We start from the raw sequence: 16990 nt of genomic DNA, 5'->3' as shown, positions 1-16990 counted from the left end.
CAGTGCACAAAAAAATCCGCCGGAATCTTTCGATTCCGGCGGATTATCCGGTGGAGCTGAGGGGACTCGAACCCCTGACCCCCTGCATGCCATGCAGGTGCGCTACCAGCTGCGCCACAGCCCCGAATTTTCGCTGCTCCGAGCATGTCTTCCGACGTGCGATGTTCCGGTTTTTTGTCCGGATTTCTCCGAAGCAACTCAAATATCTTAGACCAGCCCTCCGGAAAATTCCAAATCGGGCATATTCGGCCCGGTTTAGCGTCCGGAGGTGGCCTGAACGCGGGGGCTACTCCGTGTCGGTGCCGGCGGTGGCCTTGGCGGAGGCGTCGTCGCCGAGCTGCAGATCGACGACGGGGCAGTCCTTCCACAGGCGCTCGAGGGCGTAGAACACGCGGTCTTCCTCGTGCTGGACGTGGATGACGACGTTGGAGTAGTCCAGCAGCACCCAGCGACCGCCGGAGCGGCCCTCGCGGCGGACGGGCTTCTGGTCAAACTTGGAGAGCTCGTCCTCGATGCCGTCCACGATCGCGTTGACCTGGCGTTCGCTCGGGGCCGAGGCAATCAGGAAAACGTCGGCCAGGGCCAGCCGTTCGCTGACGTCCAGGGCCACGATGTCCTCGGCAAGCTTCTCCGAGGCAGCGCGGGCTGCGTGGCGGGCGGTAGTGATGGATGAATCGGTTGCAGTCACGGGACTCCTTGTAGTGATGAAAAACTATGGTGTTGAAAATGTGGCGCCAGTGGCGGCCTGAGACCTAGTGGGCCAGCCCGGTGACGATCAGCGTGATGCCGGCGATGAGGGCAACGATCCCCACCGCCAGGACGCCGAGCTGGAGCATGCGCAGGCGGCGCGCCCGGCCGAGCCCGGCGGTAGCGGCATCCAGGGGTTCGAGCCCGTAGGCGGCATTCGCGGCTACGGGTTCCCCGCCGACGAGTCTTTCCTCGGCCTCCCCCGCCGAATTTGCCGCGTTTGCCGCGTTCGCAGCGTTTGCCGCGTTTGCAGCGTTTGCCGGCCGTGCCGTTCCGGCTTTTGCGGCTGCTTCCGCACGGGCCAGGACGCCGGCCCTGCCAGCGGCAGAACCCGTCGCGGGACCTGCGGCCTTCTGGCGGGAGATGCCCGGCCGCCGCAGGCCGGGTTTCCGCGGCGTGTCCACGCGCGGACCCGGGTTGGTGACAACCGGAACGTACGACGTGGCAGGGCGCTTCATGACGGGCCGCTCCACGCCGGGAACCTTCTCGAATTCCAGGGGTGTGACCATGGCCAGGTTGTTGGCCGTGGTCGGATCGTTGCGGGGCGCCGCCGGCTGGCTGTTTTGTTCGGCGAGCTTCTGCTTGGCGGCGGCGCGGCGGTTCAGGATCGCGGCACGCTCGGCGAGGGCGATCTGCTCGGCCAGGACGGCCGGATCAACGGCATCCGGATCCGTGGCCGCAATGTGTTCCATCTTGGCCACTTGGTTCTTGGCCTGCTCCGCGAGGAGTTCGCGGGCGGCCAGCGCCTGCTCCACGGTCATGCCCTCGGGCGTCGCCCCGCCCGGTCCGGCGCCGTCGGCCGCGGGAGCCTTGGGCGCAGCGGGGGCCTTGGGCGCCGGGGCAGCCGCGCCAGCGGGGGCCTTGGGCGCCGGGGCCGCGTCCTTCGCGGCGGCGTCCTTCGCGGCCGGGGAAACCACCGGGGTGGCCCGGGTCCGCGGCGACACCGGGACAATGGTGTTGGCCTGGGTGGCCGGGGCCGTTTCGGTCGCCAGCTCCAAAAGCCTCAACTGGCGTCGCGTGGGCGGCCCTCCGCCGGCCAGCTGGCCTTCCTTCTCTGCGAGTTCCTTGATGGTGCGCAGCGCGGCGCGGTCCCGTGCCCGGACCTGGGAAGACCGCTCCGTGCCAGCGGGCACAGAATCAGCACGCACAGAGTCCACCGGGGCGTCGGCAACGCGACGGCTCCGGCCGGTGATTTCGGCCTCCGTCGGCTCGCCCGGGCCCGGAGTGTCCAGACGTTCATCTCTGGCCTGCCGCAATTCGCGGCGGCTGCGGATGGGAGGCTGTTGCTGACTCATGGCAAACTCATTCAGTGCTGGCTGGTTGGGTTATCTCAAAGGCTGGATCGTGCTGTGCGGTGGCAGTCCCGGCCGCGCCGTTTCCGTCGTTGGCGGTCGCGGCGTGTCCGGCTTCGAGGCGATCGGCGTTGGGGCTGGCGTGGTACAGGCCGTACTTGGCGATGTACTGGACCACCCCGTCCGGTACGAGGTACCAGACCGGGTTGCCTTCGGCCACCCTCGTGCGGCAATCCGTGGAGGAAATGGCCATGGCCGGGACCTCCAGGAGGCTGACGTCTTTGCGGCCCATGCCGTCCAGGACGTGGCCCGGCCGGGTTACGCCCACAAAGTGCGCGAGGGACCAGAGTTCATCGATGTCTTTCCAGGACAAAATCTGGGCCAGGGCGTCCGCGCCGGTGATGAAGAACAGATCGGCGTCCGGACGCAGGGTCCGCAGGTCACGCAGGGTGTCGATCGTGTAGGTCGGTCCCGGACGGTCCACGTCCACCCGGCTCACGGTGAAGCGCGGGTTCGAGGCCGTGGCGATGACTGTCATGAGATACCGGTGCTCGGCTTCGCTGACCTTCTTGGCCATCTTCTGCCAGGGCTGGCCGGTGGGCACAAAAACGACTTCGTCGAGGTCGAACTTGGCCGCGACCTCACTGGCCGCGACAAGGTGTCCGTGGTGGATGGGGTCGAACGTGCCACCCATCACACCCAGACGCAGGCGGCGCTGGGCGCCGCGCTGCTTCGTGGGGGCGGAAATATTAGTGACCTTGGCCGTGATCGTGCTTGTTCGGGTGCTGGCGGTGCGGGTCCGCGTGCTCCTCGACAACCACGTGGCGCCGGCCCAGGTTGGAGTAGGACAGGGTGATCATCAGCAGGACCACCAGGATCGCGAACATGGTGCCGCCAATGACAAACGGCGGTGCAATGAGCGGTGCGAGTTCCTCGTGGCCCGATTCGCCGGCGGCGGCGACGAAAGTGGCGATCTGCTGCGACAGCATGTTCTCCCCTAGTGAGTTCAAAATTTGACGACGGCGGAGGTGTCCGCCGTTCCGGTCTTCCGTTCCATGTTACAGCGTTGCTAGCCCCGGATCTGGCCCTCGCCCTGCACGATCCACTTGGTCGTGGTCAGCTCGGTCAGTCCCATGGGGCCGCGGGCATGGAGTTTTTGGGTGGAAATGCCCACTTCGGCGCCGAGGCCGAGCTCGCCGCCGTCGGTGAAGCGGGTGGAGGCGTTCACGATCACGGCGGCCGAATCGACCTCGGCGATGAAGCGCTCGGCGTTGGCGAGGTCGTTGGTCAGGATCGCTTCGGTGTGGCCGGTGGACCACTTCCGGATGTGCCTGACGGCCTCGTCCAGGCTGTCCACCATGGCCACGGCCAGGTCCAGGTTCATGTATTCGGTGGCCCAGTCATCTTCCGTGGCCGGCACGGACTGGACCGAGGCCGGCAGGGCGGCGCGGATGCGCTGGTCCACGTGCAGGGTGACCCCGGCAGCCCGCAATGCGGCGGCGACCGCGGGAAGGACGGTGGACTTGGAGTGCACCAGGAGGGTTTCGACGGTGTTGCAGACGCTGGGCCGCTGGGTCTTGGCGTTCAGGAGGATGTCCACGGCCATTTCCTCGTTGGCGGAAGCGTCCAGGAAGATATGGACGTTGCCTTCACCGGTCTCGATGACCGGCACGGAGGAGTTCGTCACGACGGTCTGGATCAGCTCGCGCCCGCCGCGGGGAATGAGCACGTCCACCCGGCCGCGCGCCCGCATAAGCGCGTTGGCGCCGTCGCGGCCGTATTGGTCCACGGTCTGGACGGCGTCGGCGGGCAGGCCCACCGATTCCAGCGCATCCCGGAGGATGGTGATCAGGGCGGCGTTGGTGGCAGCGGCGGCGGATCCGCCGCGCAGGATGACGGCGTTGCCGCTCTTGAGGGCCAGTCCGGCGATGTCGACCGTGACGTTCGGCCGGGCCTCATAGATCGCGGCCACCACGCCCATGGGTACGTTGATCTGGCGCAGGCGAAGCCCGTTGGGGAGGGTCTGGCCGCGCACCACGTTGCCGACGGGGTCGGGCAGGGTGGCGAGGTTTTCCAGTGCGGCGGCGAGGGCCGTGATGCGTGAGTCGGTCAGCGTCAGCCGGTCCAGCAGGGCGGCGCTGGTGCCGGCGGCCCGGCCGGCCGCGACGTCCTTGGCGTTGGCGGCCAGGATCTGGTGCTTGTGATCCACCAGCGCCTTGCCGACGGCGCGCAGGCCCCGGTCCTTCCAGGCCCGGTTGGCGCGTGCCATCCTGTGGGCGGCGTGGCGTGAGCGGTCTGCGACCGCGTGGACGGCTGCTTCGGTCTCCGTTGCCGTGCCCGGGACCGCTGCCGGATCCGGTACCGCGGCGAACCCTTGGGCGGGCGCGGCGTTATCGGCAGGAACGGTGCCGGCAGGCACATCAGTCACGGCAGCGGAAGTCAGGGCCTCAGTCATGCTTCCAGTTTAGGCGTCGGGGGAACCTAGACCAGCACCAGGTCGTCAACATGAACAACTTCGCGGTCATATCCGCGGCCCAGTGCCCTGCCGAGCTCATGGGTGGAGCGGCCCAGCATTTGGGGCAGCTCGGCGGCCGAATAGTTGACCAGCCCGCGGGCAATCACGGTGTTGTCCACGGACACCATCTCCACGGCGTCGCCGGCCTCGAAGTCGCCCTTCACCGCGGCGATTCCGGCCGGCAGAAGCGAGGTGCGGCGGTCGCGGACGGCCTTGACGGCACCGTCGTCGAGCACCAGGGTGCCGCGCACGGATGCCAGATGGGCCAGCCACAGGAGCCGGATCGGCTTGCGCGCCCCGTTGACGGAGAACCATGTGCCCACGTCCTCGCCGGCCAGCGCCGCGGCCGCATTGGCCGTGGATGTTACGAGGGCGTGGATGCCCGAACCAGCGGCGATGCTGGCGGCTTCGACCTTGGTGACCATGCCGCCCGTGCCCACACCGGCCTTTCCGGTGCTGCCGATCGAGACGCCGTCGAGGTCGTGGGGGCCGGACACATGCGGAATCCGCTTGGCGCCGTGCGACGGCGGACCGTCGTACAGGGAGTCGACGTCGGACAGCAGCACGAGTGCGTCGGCGCGGACCAGGTGTGCCACCAGGGCCGCGAGGCGGTCGTTGTCGCCAAAGCGGATCTCGTGGGTGGCTACGGTGTCGTTTTCGTTGACCACCGGGACAACGCCGAGGTTCAGCAGCCGGTCCAGCGCGCGGAACGCGTTGGTGTGCTGGCTGCGGCGCATGAAGTCATCGGCGGTCAGCAGCACCTGGCTGACGGTAACCCCGTGCGCGCCGAAGGCGTGGGTGTAGCGGGCCATCAGCAGGCCCTGGCCCACACTGGCGGCGGCCTGCTGGGTGGCGAGGTCGCGGGGGCGCTTCTCGAGGCCGAGCGGGGCGAGACCGGCGGCGATCGCACCGGAGGACACCAGGATGATCTCCGCGCCCGCGTTGCGCTTGTGCGCCAGGGCGTCGGCGAGCCCGGTCAGGGCCTCTTCGGAGATCCCGCCCTTGATGGACGTCAGCGAGGACGAGCCCACCTTGACGACGATCCGGCGCGCCCCGGACAGCGCGGTGCGGTCCGGGGCGTTGATGGTCTGGGCACCGATGTTTTGGGCACCGATGTTTTGGGCACCGATGTTTTGAGCGCTGGGCGGCTGGGACCCGTGCTCGACGACGGTCTTACTCGTCATCGGCTTCGCCCAGTCCACTCTCCTTGAGCGGCTGCCGCGCGCGGCGGCCGCTGACGGATTCGGTCCAGATGCCGGCCTTGCGTTCGGCTTCGAGCTCGGCGCGGGCGGCGGCCTTGGCGTCGCGGCGTTCCTGCTGTTCGTCGCGCTTCTGGCCACGCGTCGGGCGGTCGCCGATGTCGGCGAAGCGCACGTCGGTGCCGCGGGGCGAGGCGAGCAGCTCGGCACCGGCCATCATGGTCGGCTCCCAGTCGAAGACGACGCCGTCGTCCTCGCCGATGACCACCATGTCGCCCGGCTTGGCGCCCTGCTTGAACAGTTCATTTTCAACGCCGAGCTTGGCCAGGCGGTCGGCGAGGTAGCCGATCGCCTCCTCGTTGGTGAAGTCTGTCTGCTTGACCCAGCGCACGGGCTTGTCGCCGAGGACGCGGAAGAGCGGCTCGAGGTTCTTTTCTTCGCGGCGGATCGTGAAGCCGGTCTCGTTGACGGCGCGGGGGCGCAGCACGGGGGCGTGTACCTTCGGCGGGGTCGCGGCGACGGCGTCGCGGGCGGCCTTGACGATTTCGGCCATGGCGAAGCCGAGCTGGCGGAGGCCTTCGTGGCTCGTCGCCGAGATTTCGAAGACCTTGTAGCCCCTGGATTCGAGCTCCGGGCGGACGAACTCGGCCATGTCCTTGCCGTCCGGCAGGTCAACCTTGTTCAGGGCCACGAGGCGGGGGCGGTGGTTCAGCGGAACGACCTCGCCGTCGGACCCGCTGTAGCTCATGTCCACAGCGTACTTCTCCAGCTCGGCCTCGATGATGGCGAGGTCGGAGAGCGGATCGCGGTCCGATTCGAGCGTGCCGCAGTCCAGCACGTGCACCAGGGCGGCGCACCGCTCGACGTGGCGCAGGAAGTGGTGGCCCAGGCCCTTGCCCTCGCTGGCGCCCTCGATCAGGCCGGGGACGTCGGCAATGGTGAAGCGGACTTCACCGGCCTGGACGACGCCGAGGTTGGGGATGAGGGTGGTGAAGGGATAGTCCGCGATCTTGGGCCGGGCGGCGGACATGGCGGCGATCAGGCTGGACTTGCCGGCGGAGGGGAAGCCGACGAGGGCGATGTCGGCGATGGACTTCAGTTCCAGGACGACGTCGCTGGATTCGCCTTCGATGCCGAGCAGCGCGAAGCCGGGCGCGCGGCGCTTCTGTGAGGACAGGGAGGCGTTGCCGAGGCCGCCAATGCCGCCGGCGGCGGCGATGTATTCGTCGCCTTCGGCCACGAGGTCGGCGATGACGTCGCCGGACTTGGACTTCACCACGGTGCCCACCGGCACCGGAAGGATCAGGGTTTCGCCGTTTTTGCCGCCGCGCCAGTCGCCCATACCGGGGCCGCCGTTGGTGGCGTGCCGGTGGGGCGCGTGGTGGTAGTCGAGCAGGGTGGTGGTCTGGGGGTCCACGCGAAGGATGACGTCGCCGCCGTTGCCGCCGTTGCCGCCGTCGGGACCGCCGAGGGGCTTGAACTTCTCGCGGTGGACGGAGACACAGCCGTGACCGCCGGTACCGCCGGATACGTGCAGTACTACCCGGTCTACAAAGCTCGCCACGTGGATCTCCTCAGTGCTGTTCCCCGGACCCCCAAAGGGGCCCAAGATGATTGTAATGCGGTTAAAACACCGGTGGAGCGGACCTAATGGCCCGCCCCACCGATTTAGAACTTATTGTTACTCTGCAGCTGCAGCAGCCACGATGTTCACAACGCGGCGACCACGGCGGGTGCCGAACTCGACAGCACCGGGGGTCAGGGCGAACAGGGTGTCGTCCCCGCCGCGGCCTACGCCGGCGCCCGGGTGGAAGTGGGTGCCGCGCTGGCGGACGATGATCTCGCCTGCGGAAACTACCTGGCCACCGAAGCGCTTGACGCCGAGGTACTGGGCGTTGGAGTCACGACCGTTGCGAGTGGAACTCGCGCCTTTTTTATGTGCCATTTGAAATGCCTGCCTTCAAAAATTCTGGGGAATCTGCTGGAACCTGAACAGTAACGAAGAGTTACTTGATACCGGTGATCTTGACCTTGGTCAGTTCCTGACGGTGGCCCTGACGCTTCTTGTAACCGGTCTTGTTCTTGAACTTCTGGATGACGATCTTCGGACCACGGAGGTCTTCGAGGATCTCAGCCGTAACCGTTACCTTGGCCAGGTCCGCAGCAGCAGACGTGACTTTGTCACCGTCCACCAGGAGCAGTGCGGGCAACTCAAAGGTGCTGCCGGCTCCACCGGGGACGCGGTTCAGGGTAACGAAGTCTCCAACGGAAACCTTCTCTTGGCGGCCGCCTGCGCGGACAATCGCGTACACCACTGGGGAACTCACTTCTCTCGACGTTTATTACTAGATTTGCGTGCGGAACCAGGGGCCAAATTGTTTGGACCGGCTCACGCTGTGCCTCAACGCCGGTGGATTCCCCGGGGGAACCCATGAGCTACCCCCGGAACAAATCCATTTGGAATTCCAAGTGGACTGTTCTCAGGGTCATAACCCAAGTGTTGGCGTAAGCACCGAAGATCTAGAATACGCTAATTTTGCCTTCGGCCGCAAATGAGGCTGGTTCCGGCGGGTAGTCCGTGATAGGCGCCACAGTGTCTTGATGCAAAGTCCCCGCCAATGTTCTTGGCCGGGATCTTGACCATCCTGAGCTGTGTTGCCGCAACGACTTCCGGAACCGTGCCCCACCATCGTACCGGTAGTCCGGACCAGCTCGCGTCAGGCGTACAGCCGCGGCGCGTCGAAGAAGTCCACTTCGTAGCGCGATGACTGCCGGAAGGCCAGGGCCATGGCCTCCCGCTCGCTCTCCGATGCCCGCCCGGCCGCCGTGTCCGTGTACGCGATGGCCTGCCTGGTCGCGGCGGCGAAGTCCTCGTCGGCGTAGGTCCGCAGCCAGCCGGCGTAGGGGTGCTCCCCGGGGGCGCCGCCGGCCAGGAACTCCCGGTGCAGCGTGGAACCGACCTCGGCGTAGAGCCAGAAGCAGGGCAGCGCCGCCGCCACGAGGACGCCATAGCTGCCGGAGACCGAGGCGGCCAGCAGGTGGTCCACATACGCTTTCGTGACCGGGCCCAGGGTGGAGGCCGTGGGGCGGGCGCTAAGCCAGGACCGGTGCAGCTCGGATTCGACTTCCAGGCAGGTCTGCGCCGAACGGGCCCAGAACAACTGCTCGGCCTCGGTGGGGGCAATCGCCGCGGCCCGGGCCAGGACCCGGGAGTAGCCGTTGAGGTAGATGGCGTCCTGGGCGAGGTAGTACGCGAACTCGTGCTCGGGCAAGGTGCCGTCGGCCAGTCCGCGGACGAAGTCCAGGGCGTAGATCGCCTCAAGATCGCCCGCGGCTCCTGCGCGCAGGGCTGCGGCGAACTCCCCCGCCGCCGGACCGTGCCCGGCCGGGCGGTGCTGGCCGCGCTGGCCGTCTTTGAGGGCCTGCCCGCCCTGGAGGTGCTGGAGGTGGTGGAAGTGGTGGACCGGGCCGTTGCCGGTGCCGACGTCCAGGGCCGAGGCTTCTCGGAGCGCGCCCAGCAGCCACGGTTTGACTTCGCGCAGCGCCGCTTCCCAGTCCCCCACCCGGGCCTGCACGGTGGCCATAGCCGAGGACAGGGAGCAGCCGGTGCCGTGGCTGTTGCGCGTCGCGATCCGCTCCCCCGGCACCACCACCGTTTCCTGGCCGAGCAGGCCGCCGGTGTTGACCAGTGCGTCCGGGCAGCCGTCCGTGTCGCCGTTGCCGGCGGCGTGGCCGTCGGCGCCGGCGCCGTGGGCATGCCCGCCCCCCGGCCCGCCGCCCTGGAGGTGTCCGCCCTTAACCAGGACAGTGGTGCCGGTCAGGGCGGCCAGCCGCTTGCCCTGCGCCAGGGCCTCGGACCAGTCGGCCACGACGGGCTCCTTGAGCAGGATGGCGAGTTCGGCGAGGTTGGGCGTGATGAGGTCCGCCAGCGGCAGGAGGCCCTGCAGGGCGGCCTCGGCGGATTCCTGCAGGAGCCGGTCCCCGCTGGTGGCGACCATCACCGGGTCCAGGACCACGACGGCGGGGCGCACCTTTTCCAGCCAGACGCGGACGGCTTCGATCACGGCGGCGTCACCGAGCATGCCGATCTTGACGGCGTCGATGCCGATGTCGTCGCTGATGGCGTCCAGCTGCGCCGTGAGGAACGCCGCCGGGGGAACGTGGACGGCGCGCACGCCCTGGGTGTTCTGCGCTGTCAGGGCGGTGATGGCGGCCATGCCGTAGCCGCCGTTCGCCGCGATGCTCTTCAGGTCGGCCTGGATTCCGGCCCCGCCGGAGGGATCGGAGCCGGCGATGGCCAGCACACGGGGAATGCGCGGCGGGGCCGGCAGAGACTCGCTGTGCAGAAAATTGAGCGGGAGGAACTCGGACGGATTCGGTCTCGCGGACAAGGCAGACATCCCTTCGCCGGTGCTAACCGGACAGGTTCAACGGGTCTGGATCTCAGCCGGCCCGATGCCCGGCACCCCGTGTCAGTGTTCCAGCCTAGCCGCTGCCACCCTGCGGACCCGTTAACGCACGAGCGGGCCCGGGCCTGGGCGGACGTATGTTACGTCTGCCCCGACCCGGACCCGCAACCCGACCAGTCGAAATAATGACCGGACGGGGACGTGGTCAGTCGCGGAGGACTACAGCTCCGACGCCGGCACGCCGACGCCGAGGATGATCGGCTCGTTGCCGGCCGGGAGGGACGCAGGCCTGGCCGCAGCGGGAGCCTTGGCCTCGTGGACCGATCCGGCCGCGGCCGGCCGGGTTGCCTCTCGGTGCTCCACGGAGGTTTCGTTGGCTGCGCCCTGGGCGCGGCTGGCACTCCGGTTGCGGCGTGCGCGGCGGCCGCGCAGCGTCGTGGTGTCAGCTGTGCGTGACGCCGGCGCCTCCGCAGCGCGGACGGCCGCCGGCGCCTCGGGCGCCGTGGCTTCCGGTGCGGCAACAGCCGCTGCCTGACCGGCCGCCAGGCCGGCGGCCTGGTCCGGCTTGCCGGCCTCTGCTTCGCCCAGGTTTGCGAAAGCCTCGGTCAGCAGGTCCAGGGTCAGGGCCGGTGACGGCGCGTCCTCCGCGTGCTCGACGAAGGGCAGGGCCACCTGCTCGCCGCCAAACGTCAGCACCGTTGCGGGGCGGCCGGCTGCCTCGTCGGCGGCTGCGAGCTGCGTGACGGCGTCGACAGCGGCCTGGCGGGCCCCGGCGTCGCTGGCTGCGGCTGCCTCCCCGTCGTGCAGGTGCGCGGCATGCGCTGCGGCAGCGATGTTGGCCAGCGCTGCCCGGGTGGCCTCGGCCTTGGCGTGGCGTTCGGCCTCGGTGGGTTCGGCGTGGACGGGCGCGGGTGCGGCCGGCGCGGTCTCTCCGCCCTGGCCTCCCCTGCCGCGGCGACGGCTCTTGCGTTCCGGTCGGGCAGCAGGCTGCGCCTCGGTGCGCGGCACATAGTGCTCCGCGGCGACCGTGTTGGCGCGGCGGTGCTCCACCGGCTCGTCGTGGGTGACGATGCCGCGGCCCGCACATGTTTCGCACTGTTCGCCGAAGACTTCCAGCAGCCCGGTGCCCATCCGCTTGCGGGTCATCTGCACGAGGCCCAGCGAGGTCACCTCGGCCACCTGGTGCTTGGTCCGGTCCCGGCCCAGGCACTCCACCATGCGGCGCAGCACGAGGTCGCGGTTGGATTCGAGCACCATGTCGATGAAGTCGATCACGATGATGCCGCCAATGTCGCGCAGGCGCAGCTGCCGGACGACTTCCTCAGCCGCTTCCAGGTTATTCTTGGTGACGGTTTCCTCAAGGTTGCCGCCGGAGCCGGTGAATTTGCCGGTGTTGACGTCGACCACGGTCATGGCTTCGGTGCGGTCGATCACGAGCGAACCGCCCGAAGGCAGGAAGACCTTCCGGTCCAAGGCCTTGTGGATCTGCTCGTCGATGCGCCAGGCCGCGAAGATGTCCGTGTCCTTGGTCCACTTCTCGAGCCGGCCCACGAGGTCCGGTGCGACGTAGGTGACGTAGGCCTCGATGGTGTCCCAGGCTTCCTCGCCGGAGACGATCAGCTTGGAGAAGTCCTCGTTGAAGACGTCCCGGACCACCTTAATGGTCAGGTCAGGTTCGCCATAGAGCAGCTCGGGGGCGAGGATCTTGGTGGACGTCGACTGGCTCTCGATGCCTTCCCACTGCGCGCGGAGGCGGTTGATGTCGTGCGTCAGCTCTTCCTCGGAAGCTCCCTCGGCCGCGGTGCGGACAATGACGCCCGCGTCCTCGGGCAGGCGGTCCTTGAGGATCCGCTTGAGGCGGTTGCGTTCGACGTCGGGCAGCTTGCGGGAGATGCCGGTCATGGAACCGCCGGGCACGTACACGAGGTACCGGCCGGGCAGTGATATCTGGCTGGTGAGACGGGCGCCCTTGTGGCCGACCGGGTCCTTGGTGACCTGGACCAGCACGGAGTCGCCGGACTTCAGCGCGTTCTCGATGCGGCGCTGCTTGCCCTCGAGGTTGACGGACTCCCAGTTCACTTCACCGGCGTAGAGCACGGCGTTGCGGCCGCGGCCGATGTCCACGAAAGCGGCTTCCATGGAGGGCAGCACGTTCTGGACCTTGCCCAGGTAGACGTTGCCGATCAGGGAGTCCTGCTGGGTCTTGGACACGAAGTGCTCGGCCAGGACGCCGTCCTCAAGGACACCGATCTGGATTCTGTCGTCGCGCTGGCGGACGATCATCTGGCGGTCCACGGACTCGCGGCGGGCCAGGAACTCGGCCTCGGTGATGACGGTACGGCGGCGGCCGGTGTCGCGGGATTCGCGGCGGCGCTGCTTCTTGGCTTCCAGGCGGGTGGAGCCCTTGACGGATGTGACGCGGTTGTTCACCGGCGCCTCGGCCATGGCCCGCGGCGCACGGACGCGGGTCACCGTGTTGGGCGGATCGTCGCCTTCCCCGCCGGTCAGCTCCAGGTCCTGGTCTCCACGGCGACGGCGGCGGCGGCGGCGGGAGGTCACACCGTCTTCGAGGATTACCTCGGAGCCTTCGTCGCCCTCTTCTTCGGTGCCTTCCGACTCGGTGTCGGACTCGGCAGAGGTGCGGGTGCGGCCGCGCCGGCCGCGGCTGCGGCGCCGACGGCGATTGCCGGCGTCCTCGTCCTCGTCGCCTTCCTCGTCCTCGGGCTCAGCTGCTGCGGCGGCAACGGGGGCCGGACGCACCACAGTGCTCAGGTCCGGGGCCTGGAAGATGACGGAAGTGAGGGCACCCGGTTCCATGAACAGCGACGCGGCCGGGCTTTCCTCGGGGCGGGCTTCCGGCTCTTCAGGCTGGGCTGCGGCGGCTTCCGCGGTGGGTGCTTCCGCCGCGGCGGCTTCTTCGGCCGGGAATACTGCCGCGGGTGCTTCTTCGGCCTTCGGGGCGGCCTTGGCACGGCTGGCACGGCGGCGGACCGGCTTCTCTGCAACCGTCTCTGCGGCCGTTTCTGCGGCGGCAGCTGCGTCAGTGCCAGCTGCTGCCGGGGCCTCAGCCGCGGCAGGTGCGCCGGCTTCGGCGTCGCCGGCGAAGGCAGGCAACGGTTCCGGGGCTGCTACAGCTTTCCGGGTCCGGGTGCGCCGCGCGGGCGCCTTGGCCGCAGTCTGGGCTGCAGCAGTTTCAGATACAGCAGCTTCGGGTTCAACAGTGTCAGATCCGGCTGCTTCGACGTTGGCCGGCTTACGGCGGCCCCGGACGGGCTCATCTGAACCGGCCGCGTCGGCCAGGGCCGCGGCTTCGGCAACAGCCTCGGCCGCCTCCGCGGCGTTGACCTTGGCGACGGGCGCCTTCCGGCGGGTCCGTACGGCCCTCTTCGGCGCTACCGGAGCCTCTGCTTCCGCAGTTCCCTGCGCTTCCCCGGTGACTACTAGTTCTTCGTTTCCGGCTACTACCTGGTCATTATCCATATGTGGCGACACTCCTGCCCCTGATGCGCCGCCACATTCGGCGCCCCTTGGGGGCAAATATGCGTCAACACCCGCAGGCATTGACAGAAGTCAATTGGATACCCTCAGGTTCGCACCGGCAGTGGGGTGCGGCAGCCCTGGAGGGCCGGCGAGATTGTTTTGGAACCCGTTGACCTACACGCCACAACCAGGTGCCGTCCAATGGCATTGCGGGACAGCTGGAATCAGAGGATCCGCAGCTCCCTGCTCATCATTGGCGGTCTTGAAACAAAATCGCCGGACCGGAATCCGGATGTGGATCGGGTTCCAGCCACGATCATTGTCTCACAGGAGCCGTGAAAGCAGGGGCAGGCGGGGCCGGAAGTGCAGCAGGTGCGGCCGGGCGCGGCGGGCGGGGCCGTTCTCCGGCGCTGTTCAGCCTCCGGCGTTACAATCGGGGCAAGAAGTACCCGGTCAAGACGACTAAAAAAGGACTCAATTTCCATGCCCAGCATCTCCAGCACTGCCGGCGACGCGACCGTGCACCAACCGGGTTCCGGCCCGGCCCCTGCGGCGCGGCCCCTTCCCACGATGACCCGCGACCGCCCGTTCGCCTGGCTCCTGCTGATCACCGGCGTCATCGGCTGGCTCGCGTCCGGGGCCCTGGTGCTGGAGAAGCTGGAGGTCCTGAAGGACCCGAACCACGTCACGGTCTGCGACGTGAACCCGTGGATCTCCTGCGGCCAGGTCATGCAGACACCGCAGAGTTCCGTGTTCGGCTTCCCTAATATGTTCATCGGAATCGTCGCCTTCGCCGTGATCATCACCACGGCCATGGGTATCCTGGCCGGCGCCCGGTTTTCCCGGTGGTACTGGCTGGGGCTCCAGGCGGGCGTGACGCTGGGCTTCGCGTTCGTGGTCTGGCTCTGGTCCCAGGCCCTGTACGCCATCCACATCCTCTGCCCGTTCTGCATGATCGTCTGGGCCGTGATGATCCCGCTGTTCGTCTGGGTGAGCGTCCGGAACATCTCCCACGGCGTGATTGCCCTGCCCGCCGGTCCCACCAAGGTGATCGGCGACTCCGGCTGGATCATTACGGCGCTGCTGTACGTCGCCGTCGTCGCGACGATCTTCTTCGCCTTCATCCAGGTTTTCATCGGTACCTCCGGCTACTAAACGCCCCAACCGCGTCGAAGAGACTGTTAAGGCCAATGCTCGCGCCGGGCATTGGCCTTAGCCGTCTCTTCGATGAGAGGCTCCGGGCCCATGTCGGGACTTATGGCACGACCCCGCGCGCGCAGGTTACATAAGGCTGGAGGAAGGAAGACCGGAGGCCTCTTGATGACTGTTCTTATTGCGTATGCAAGCGCTTTGGGGTCCACCCGGGAGATGGCACAACATATGGCATCCCGCATGGCGGGTGTACTGGGCGAGGTGGAGTGCCGGTCCGTGGAGGACGTGGGGGCTCTCTCCCGCTATGAGGCTGTCGTGGTCGGCAGCGCCGTCCACAACCAGGCCTGGCTGCCCCCGGCTTTGCTGTTCTTCAAACACCATGCCCGCGAGCTGGCCAGTCGGCCCGTGTGGGCCTTCAGTGTAGGGATGGCGGATGCGCTGCCAAAGCCGATTCGCCGGCGCGGCGCGGCAATGCAACAGGAACATCTGGCAGAAGTCCTGATCAAAGAAGTTCCGCTTCGAGGCCACAAACTCTTCTCCGGCGTCTACCAGGCCGGCCAGATGCCGGCACCGCTCCGGGTGTTGTTCAGGCTCACCGGCGGCCGATTTGGGGATTTGCGGGACTGGGCGGCAGTCGACGAATGGACGGATCAGATTACGGCCCAACTCGCTAAACCTGCTTCGTCCACGTCTTCAGGCAGCATCACAGGCTAATGCCATCGAGACTGCGCATCCCGGCCGCGGCGCCCGGCGCGGTGGTGCGTGCACGGGAGGACCCATGACCGTTGTGAGCATTCACGCCGAACGAGGGGACATGCCTGCCTACGCGGCGACGCCGGCCGGTGCCGGTCCGTGGCCCGGCGTCGTCGTCATCCATGACGCACTCGGCCTGAGCCGTGACACCAGAGACCAGGCCGACTGGCTGGCCGGCGAGGGGTTCCTCGCCGTGGCACCTGACCTGTTTTATTGGGGCAGCAGGGCGGCGTGCTTGTGGTCCCTCATCCGCGGCTGGCGGCCCCTCGGCGACCTGGACCTCACCCGCGCGTGGCTGGCCGGACGGGACGGCTGCACCGGCCGGATCGGCGTGATCGGCTTCTGTATGGGCGGGGGGTTCGCCCTCATGCTGGCCCCGGACCATGACTTCGCCGCGGCAAGCGTCAACTACGGCGGACTCGATGACGGGACTGCCCGCGCAATGCCCCGGGCCTGCCCCATCGTTGGCAGCTACGGCGCCAGGGACCGCTGGCCCGGAGTGCGCAAGGTCCCGGCGCGTCTGGAGCCGCTGCTCGCCGACGTCGGGATAGACCATGACATCAAGGTCTATCCCGACGCCGGTCACGGCTTCCTCAACAGGCATGGCCCGTCGGAGCTCACATTCGGGGACAAGGTGCTCGCGAAGCTGGTTGCGGCCGGTTACCACGAGCCCTCCGCCGAGGACGCGCGCCTGCGCATCCTCGGCTTCTTCCGGGAACACCTGACCAATGAGAACACCTGACCAATGAAGGGGAAGCGCGATGATGCACCCTGCACCGAGGGGAGCCTTGCTGGCAGCGGGCGCTGTGGCCGGTTTCACTGCCGGCTACCTGACACTCGTGCGGCCACGCCTGCTTCGCTGGGGCGCGACCGTTGACGAAGTGCGGGGACCTTACCCGGGGGCGGGGTTGATTCCGGGCAGCACGCGAGGGGCGACCATGGCGGTGACCATCGATGCGCCCCCTTCGCACGTGTGGCTCTGGCTGGTGCAGATGGGAACGGATCGCGCCGGCTGGTACAGCTGGGACCGTCTCGACAACTTCGGGCGCCGCAGCACAGAGAGCATCCATCCCGAGTGGCAGGAGATCGCCGCTGGTGACCGCCTGGCGGCGAAGCCCGACGGCAGCGAGTGGTGGGCGGTCGCGGCGCTTGAACCCGAGCGGTTCCTGGGCCTGCGTATGTCGATCGATCTCCGGGGGCGTCCCTTCGACCCGGCACGAACCCGGCCGCGCTATTACACCGACTCGCTCTGGGGATTCGAGCTGCGGGAGTCCGCGGGTGAGCGCACCCGGCTGGTAGTCAGCGGGTACTGGTCGCTACAGCCACAATGGCTGCAACCCATCCTGAGCATCACCATGCTGGAGCCCGCGCATTGGGTCATGCAGACCCGCCAGTTCTCGAATCTAGTGCGCCTCGCCAGCCGCTGAGAGCAACCGCCGCGAG

At 68.0% G+C, this 16990-nt stretch carries 15 protein-coding genes, 1 tRNA gene and 1 riboswitch; of the genes, 4 read left to right on the top strand and 12 right to left on the bottom strand.

All coding sequences use genetic code 11. The features are described 5' to 3' along the window. Nucleotides 1-51: 51 nt before the first annotated feature. From AC1D0A_RS04675 to AC1D0A_RS04620, 12 genes are all read right to left on the bottom strand, one after another. Nucleotides 52-124, bottom strand: a tRNA-Ala gene (locus tag AC1D0A_RS04675). A gap of 162 nt (nucleotides 125-286) precedes the next feature. Then, the gene (gene rsfS, locus AC1D0A_RS04670; RefSeq protein ID WP_018773346.1) at nucleotides 287-688 is read right to left on the bottom strand and encodes a ribosome silencing factor; all 402 of its coding nucleotides are present in this window, start codon (nucleotides 686-688) and stop codon (nucleotides 287-289) included. 64 nt (nucleotides 689-752) lie between these two features. After that, a complete protein-coding gene (locus tag AC1D0A_RS04665; protein WP_476945278.1) occupies nucleotides 753-2042 on the bottom strand; it encodes a hypothetical protein in 1290 nt (429 codons plus the stop codon). Between the two features lie 7 nt (nucleotides 2043-2049). Beyond that, the gene (gene nadD / locus AC1D0A_RS04660) at nucleotides 2050-2733 is read right to left on the bottom strand and encodes a nicotinate-nucleotide adenylyltransferase (protein ID WP_476945277.1); all 684 of its coding nucleotides are present in this window, start codon (nucleotides 2731-2733) and stop codon (nucleotides 2050-2052) included. 55 nt (nucleotides 2734-2788) lie between these two features. Then, nucleotides 2789-3028, bottom strand: coding sequence for a hypothetical protein (locus AC1D0A_RS04655; protein ID WP_028277870.1), 240 nt, complete (start codon nucleotides 3026-3028; stop codon nucleotides 2789-2791). Between the two features lie 80 nt (nucleotides 3029-3108). Beyond that, nucleotides 3109-4494 carry a glutamate-5-semialdehyde dehydrogenase gene (locus tag AC1D0A_RS04650; protein WP_028277869.1) on the bottom strand — a complete coding sequence of 462 codons (1386 nt, stop codon included), beginning with the start codon at nucleotides 4492-4494 and terminating at the stop codon, nucleotides 3109-3111. Between the two features lie 26 nt (nucleotides 4495-4520). Further along, nucleotides 4521-5738, bottom strand: coding sequence for a glutamate 5-kinase (gene proB / locus AC1D0A_RS04645; RefSeq protein ID WP_243177236.1), 1218 nt, complete (start codon nucleotides 5736-5738; stop codon nucleotides 4521-4523). Then, nucleotides 5728-7317 (bottom strand): GTPase ObgE, encoded by a 1590-nt coding sequence (gene obgE, locus AC1D0A_RS04640; protein WP_028277867.1) that lies wholly within the window; start codon nucleotides 7315-7317, stop codon nucleotides 5728-5730. Before obgE ends, proB begins: the two co-directional genes overlap by 11 nt. A gap of 117 nt (nucleotides 7318-7434) precedes the next feature. Beyond that, on the bottom strand, nucleotides 7435-7698 hold the full coding sequence (rpmA, locus tag AC1D0A_RS04635; RefSeq protein ID WP_009372867.1) for a 50S ribosomal protein L27: 264 nt from the start codon (nucleotides 7696-7698) through the stop codon (nucleotides 7435-7437). A 61-nt stretch (nucleotides 7699-7759) separates the two neighbouring features. Next, the gene (gene rplU, locus AC1D0A_RS04630) at nucleotides 7760-8068 is read right to left on the bottom strand and encodes a 50S ribosomal protein L21 (RefSeq protein WP_018773353.1); all 309 of its coding nucleotides are present in this window, start codon (nucleotides 8066-8068) and stop codon (nucleotides 7760-7762) included. Between the two features lie 402 nt (nucleotides 8069-8470). Further along, a complete protein-coding gene (locus AC1D0A_RS04625; RefSeq protein WP_476945276.1) occupies nucleotides 8471-10153 on the bottom strand; it encodes a bifunctional hydroxymethylpyrimidine kinase/phosphomethylpyrimidine kinase in 1683 nt (560 codons plus the stop codon). Further along, a riboswitch (TPP riboswitch) is annotated at nucleotides 10136-10233 on the bottom strand. Its footprint overlaps the gene before it by 18 nt. Nucleotides 10234-10381: 148 nt before the next feature. After that, the gene (locus tag AC1D0A_RS04620) at nucleotides 10382-13642 is read right to left on the bottom strand and encodes an Rne/Rng family ribonuclease (RefSeq protein WP_476943501.1); all 3261 of its coding nucleotides are present in this window, start codon (nucleotides 13640-13642) and stop codon (nucleotides 10382-10384) included. A 483-nt stretch (nucleotides 13643-14125) separates the two neighbouring features. Between AC1D0A_RS04620 and AC1D0A_RS04615 the strand changes: the two genes are divergently transcribed. The 4 genes from AC1D0A_RS04615 to AC1D0A_RS04600 all read left to right on the top strand — a co-directional run bounded on the left by AC1D0A_RS04615 (nucleotide 14126) and on the right by AC1D0A_RS04600 (nucleotide 16974). Continuing rightward, the gene (locus AC1D0A_RS04615) at nucleotides 14126-14797 is read left to right on the top strand and encodes a vitamin K epoxide reductase family protein (RefSeq protein WP_028277864.1); all 672 of its coding nucleotides are present in this window, start codon (nucleotides 14126-14128) and stop codon (nucleotides 14795-14797) included. Nucleotides 14798-14962: 165 nt separating this feature from the next. Beyond that, entirely contained in the window at nucleotides 14963-15508 is a 546-nt protein-coding gene (locus tag AC1D0A_RS04610; protein ID WP_476945275.1) for a flavodoxin domain-containing protein, read from the top strand. A 64-nt stretch (nucleotides 15509-15572) separates the two neighbouring features. After that, entirely contained in the window at nucleotides 15573-16289 is a 717-nt protein-coding gene (locus AC1D0A_RS04605; RefSeq protein WP_476945274.1) for a dienelactone hydrolase family protein, read from the top strand. A 196-nt stretch (nucleotides 16290-16485) separates the two neighbouring features. Further along, on the top strand, nucleotides 16486-16974 hold the full coding sequence (locus tag AC1D0A_RS04600; RefSeq protein ID WP_476945273.1) for a hypothetical protein: 489 nt from the start codon (nucleotides 16486-16488) through the stop codon (nucleotides 16972-16974). Nucleotides 16975-16990 lie beyond the last annotated feature (16 nt).

The organism is Arthrobacter sp. P1_D4 (assembly GCF_056406115.1).
The sequence above is the reverse complement of the archived record's forward strand: the minus strand, read 5'-3'. Positions and strand labels throughout refer to the sequence as shown.

Bases quoted from the DNA above. Each gene is read 5' to 3' on its own strand.
- AC1D0A_RS04600 (WP_476945273.1), top strand. From the start codon at position 16,486: ATGGCGGTGACCATCGATGCGCCCCCTTCGCACGTGTGGCTCTGGCTG.
- AC1D0A_RS04655 (WP_028277870.1), bottom strand. From the start codon at position 3,028: ATGCTGTCGCAGCAGATCGCCACTTTCGTCGCCGCCGCCGGCGAATCG.
- AC1D0A_RS04615 (WP_028277864.1), top strand. From the start codon at position 14,126: ATGCCCAGCATCTCCAGCACTGCCGGCGACGCGACCGTGCACCAACCG.
- AC1D0A_RS04650 (WP_028277869.1), bottom strand. From the start codon at position 4,494: ATGACTGAGGCCCTGACTTCCGCTGCCGTGACTGATGTGCCTGCCGGC.
- AC1D0A_RS04620 (WP_476943501.1), bottom strand. From the start codon at position 13,642: ATGGATAATGACCAGGTAGTAGCCGGAAACGAAGAACTAGTAGTCACC.
- AC1D0A_RS04605 (WP_476945274.1), top strand. From the start codon at position 15,573: ATGACCGTTGTGAGCATTCACGCCGAACGAGGGGACATGCCTGCCTAC.
- nadD (WP_476945277.1), bottom strand. From the start codon at position 2,733: ATGGGTGGCACGTTCGACCCCATCCACCACGGACACCTTGTCGCGGCC.
- AC1D0A_RS04625 (WP_476945276.1), bottom strand. From the start codon at position 10,153: ATGTCTGCCTTGTCCGCGAGACCGAATCCGTCCGAGTTCCTCCCGCTC.
- rpmA (WP_009372867.1), bottom strand. From the start codon at position 7,698: ATGGCACATAAAAAAGGCGCGAGTTCCACTCGCAACGGTCGTGACTCC.
- AC1D0A_RS04610 (WP_476945275.1), top strand. From the start codon at position 14,963: ATGACTGTTCTTATTGCGTATGCAAGCGCTTTGGGGTCCACCCGGGAG.
- AC1D0A_RS04665 (WP_476945278.1), bottom strand. From the start codon at position 2,042: ATGAGTCAGCAACAGCCTCCCATCCGCAGCCGCCGCGAATTGCGGCAG.
- proB (WP_243177236.1), bottom strand. From the start codon at position 5,738: ATGACGAGTAAGACCGTCGTCGAGCACGGGTCCCAGCCGCCCAGCGCT.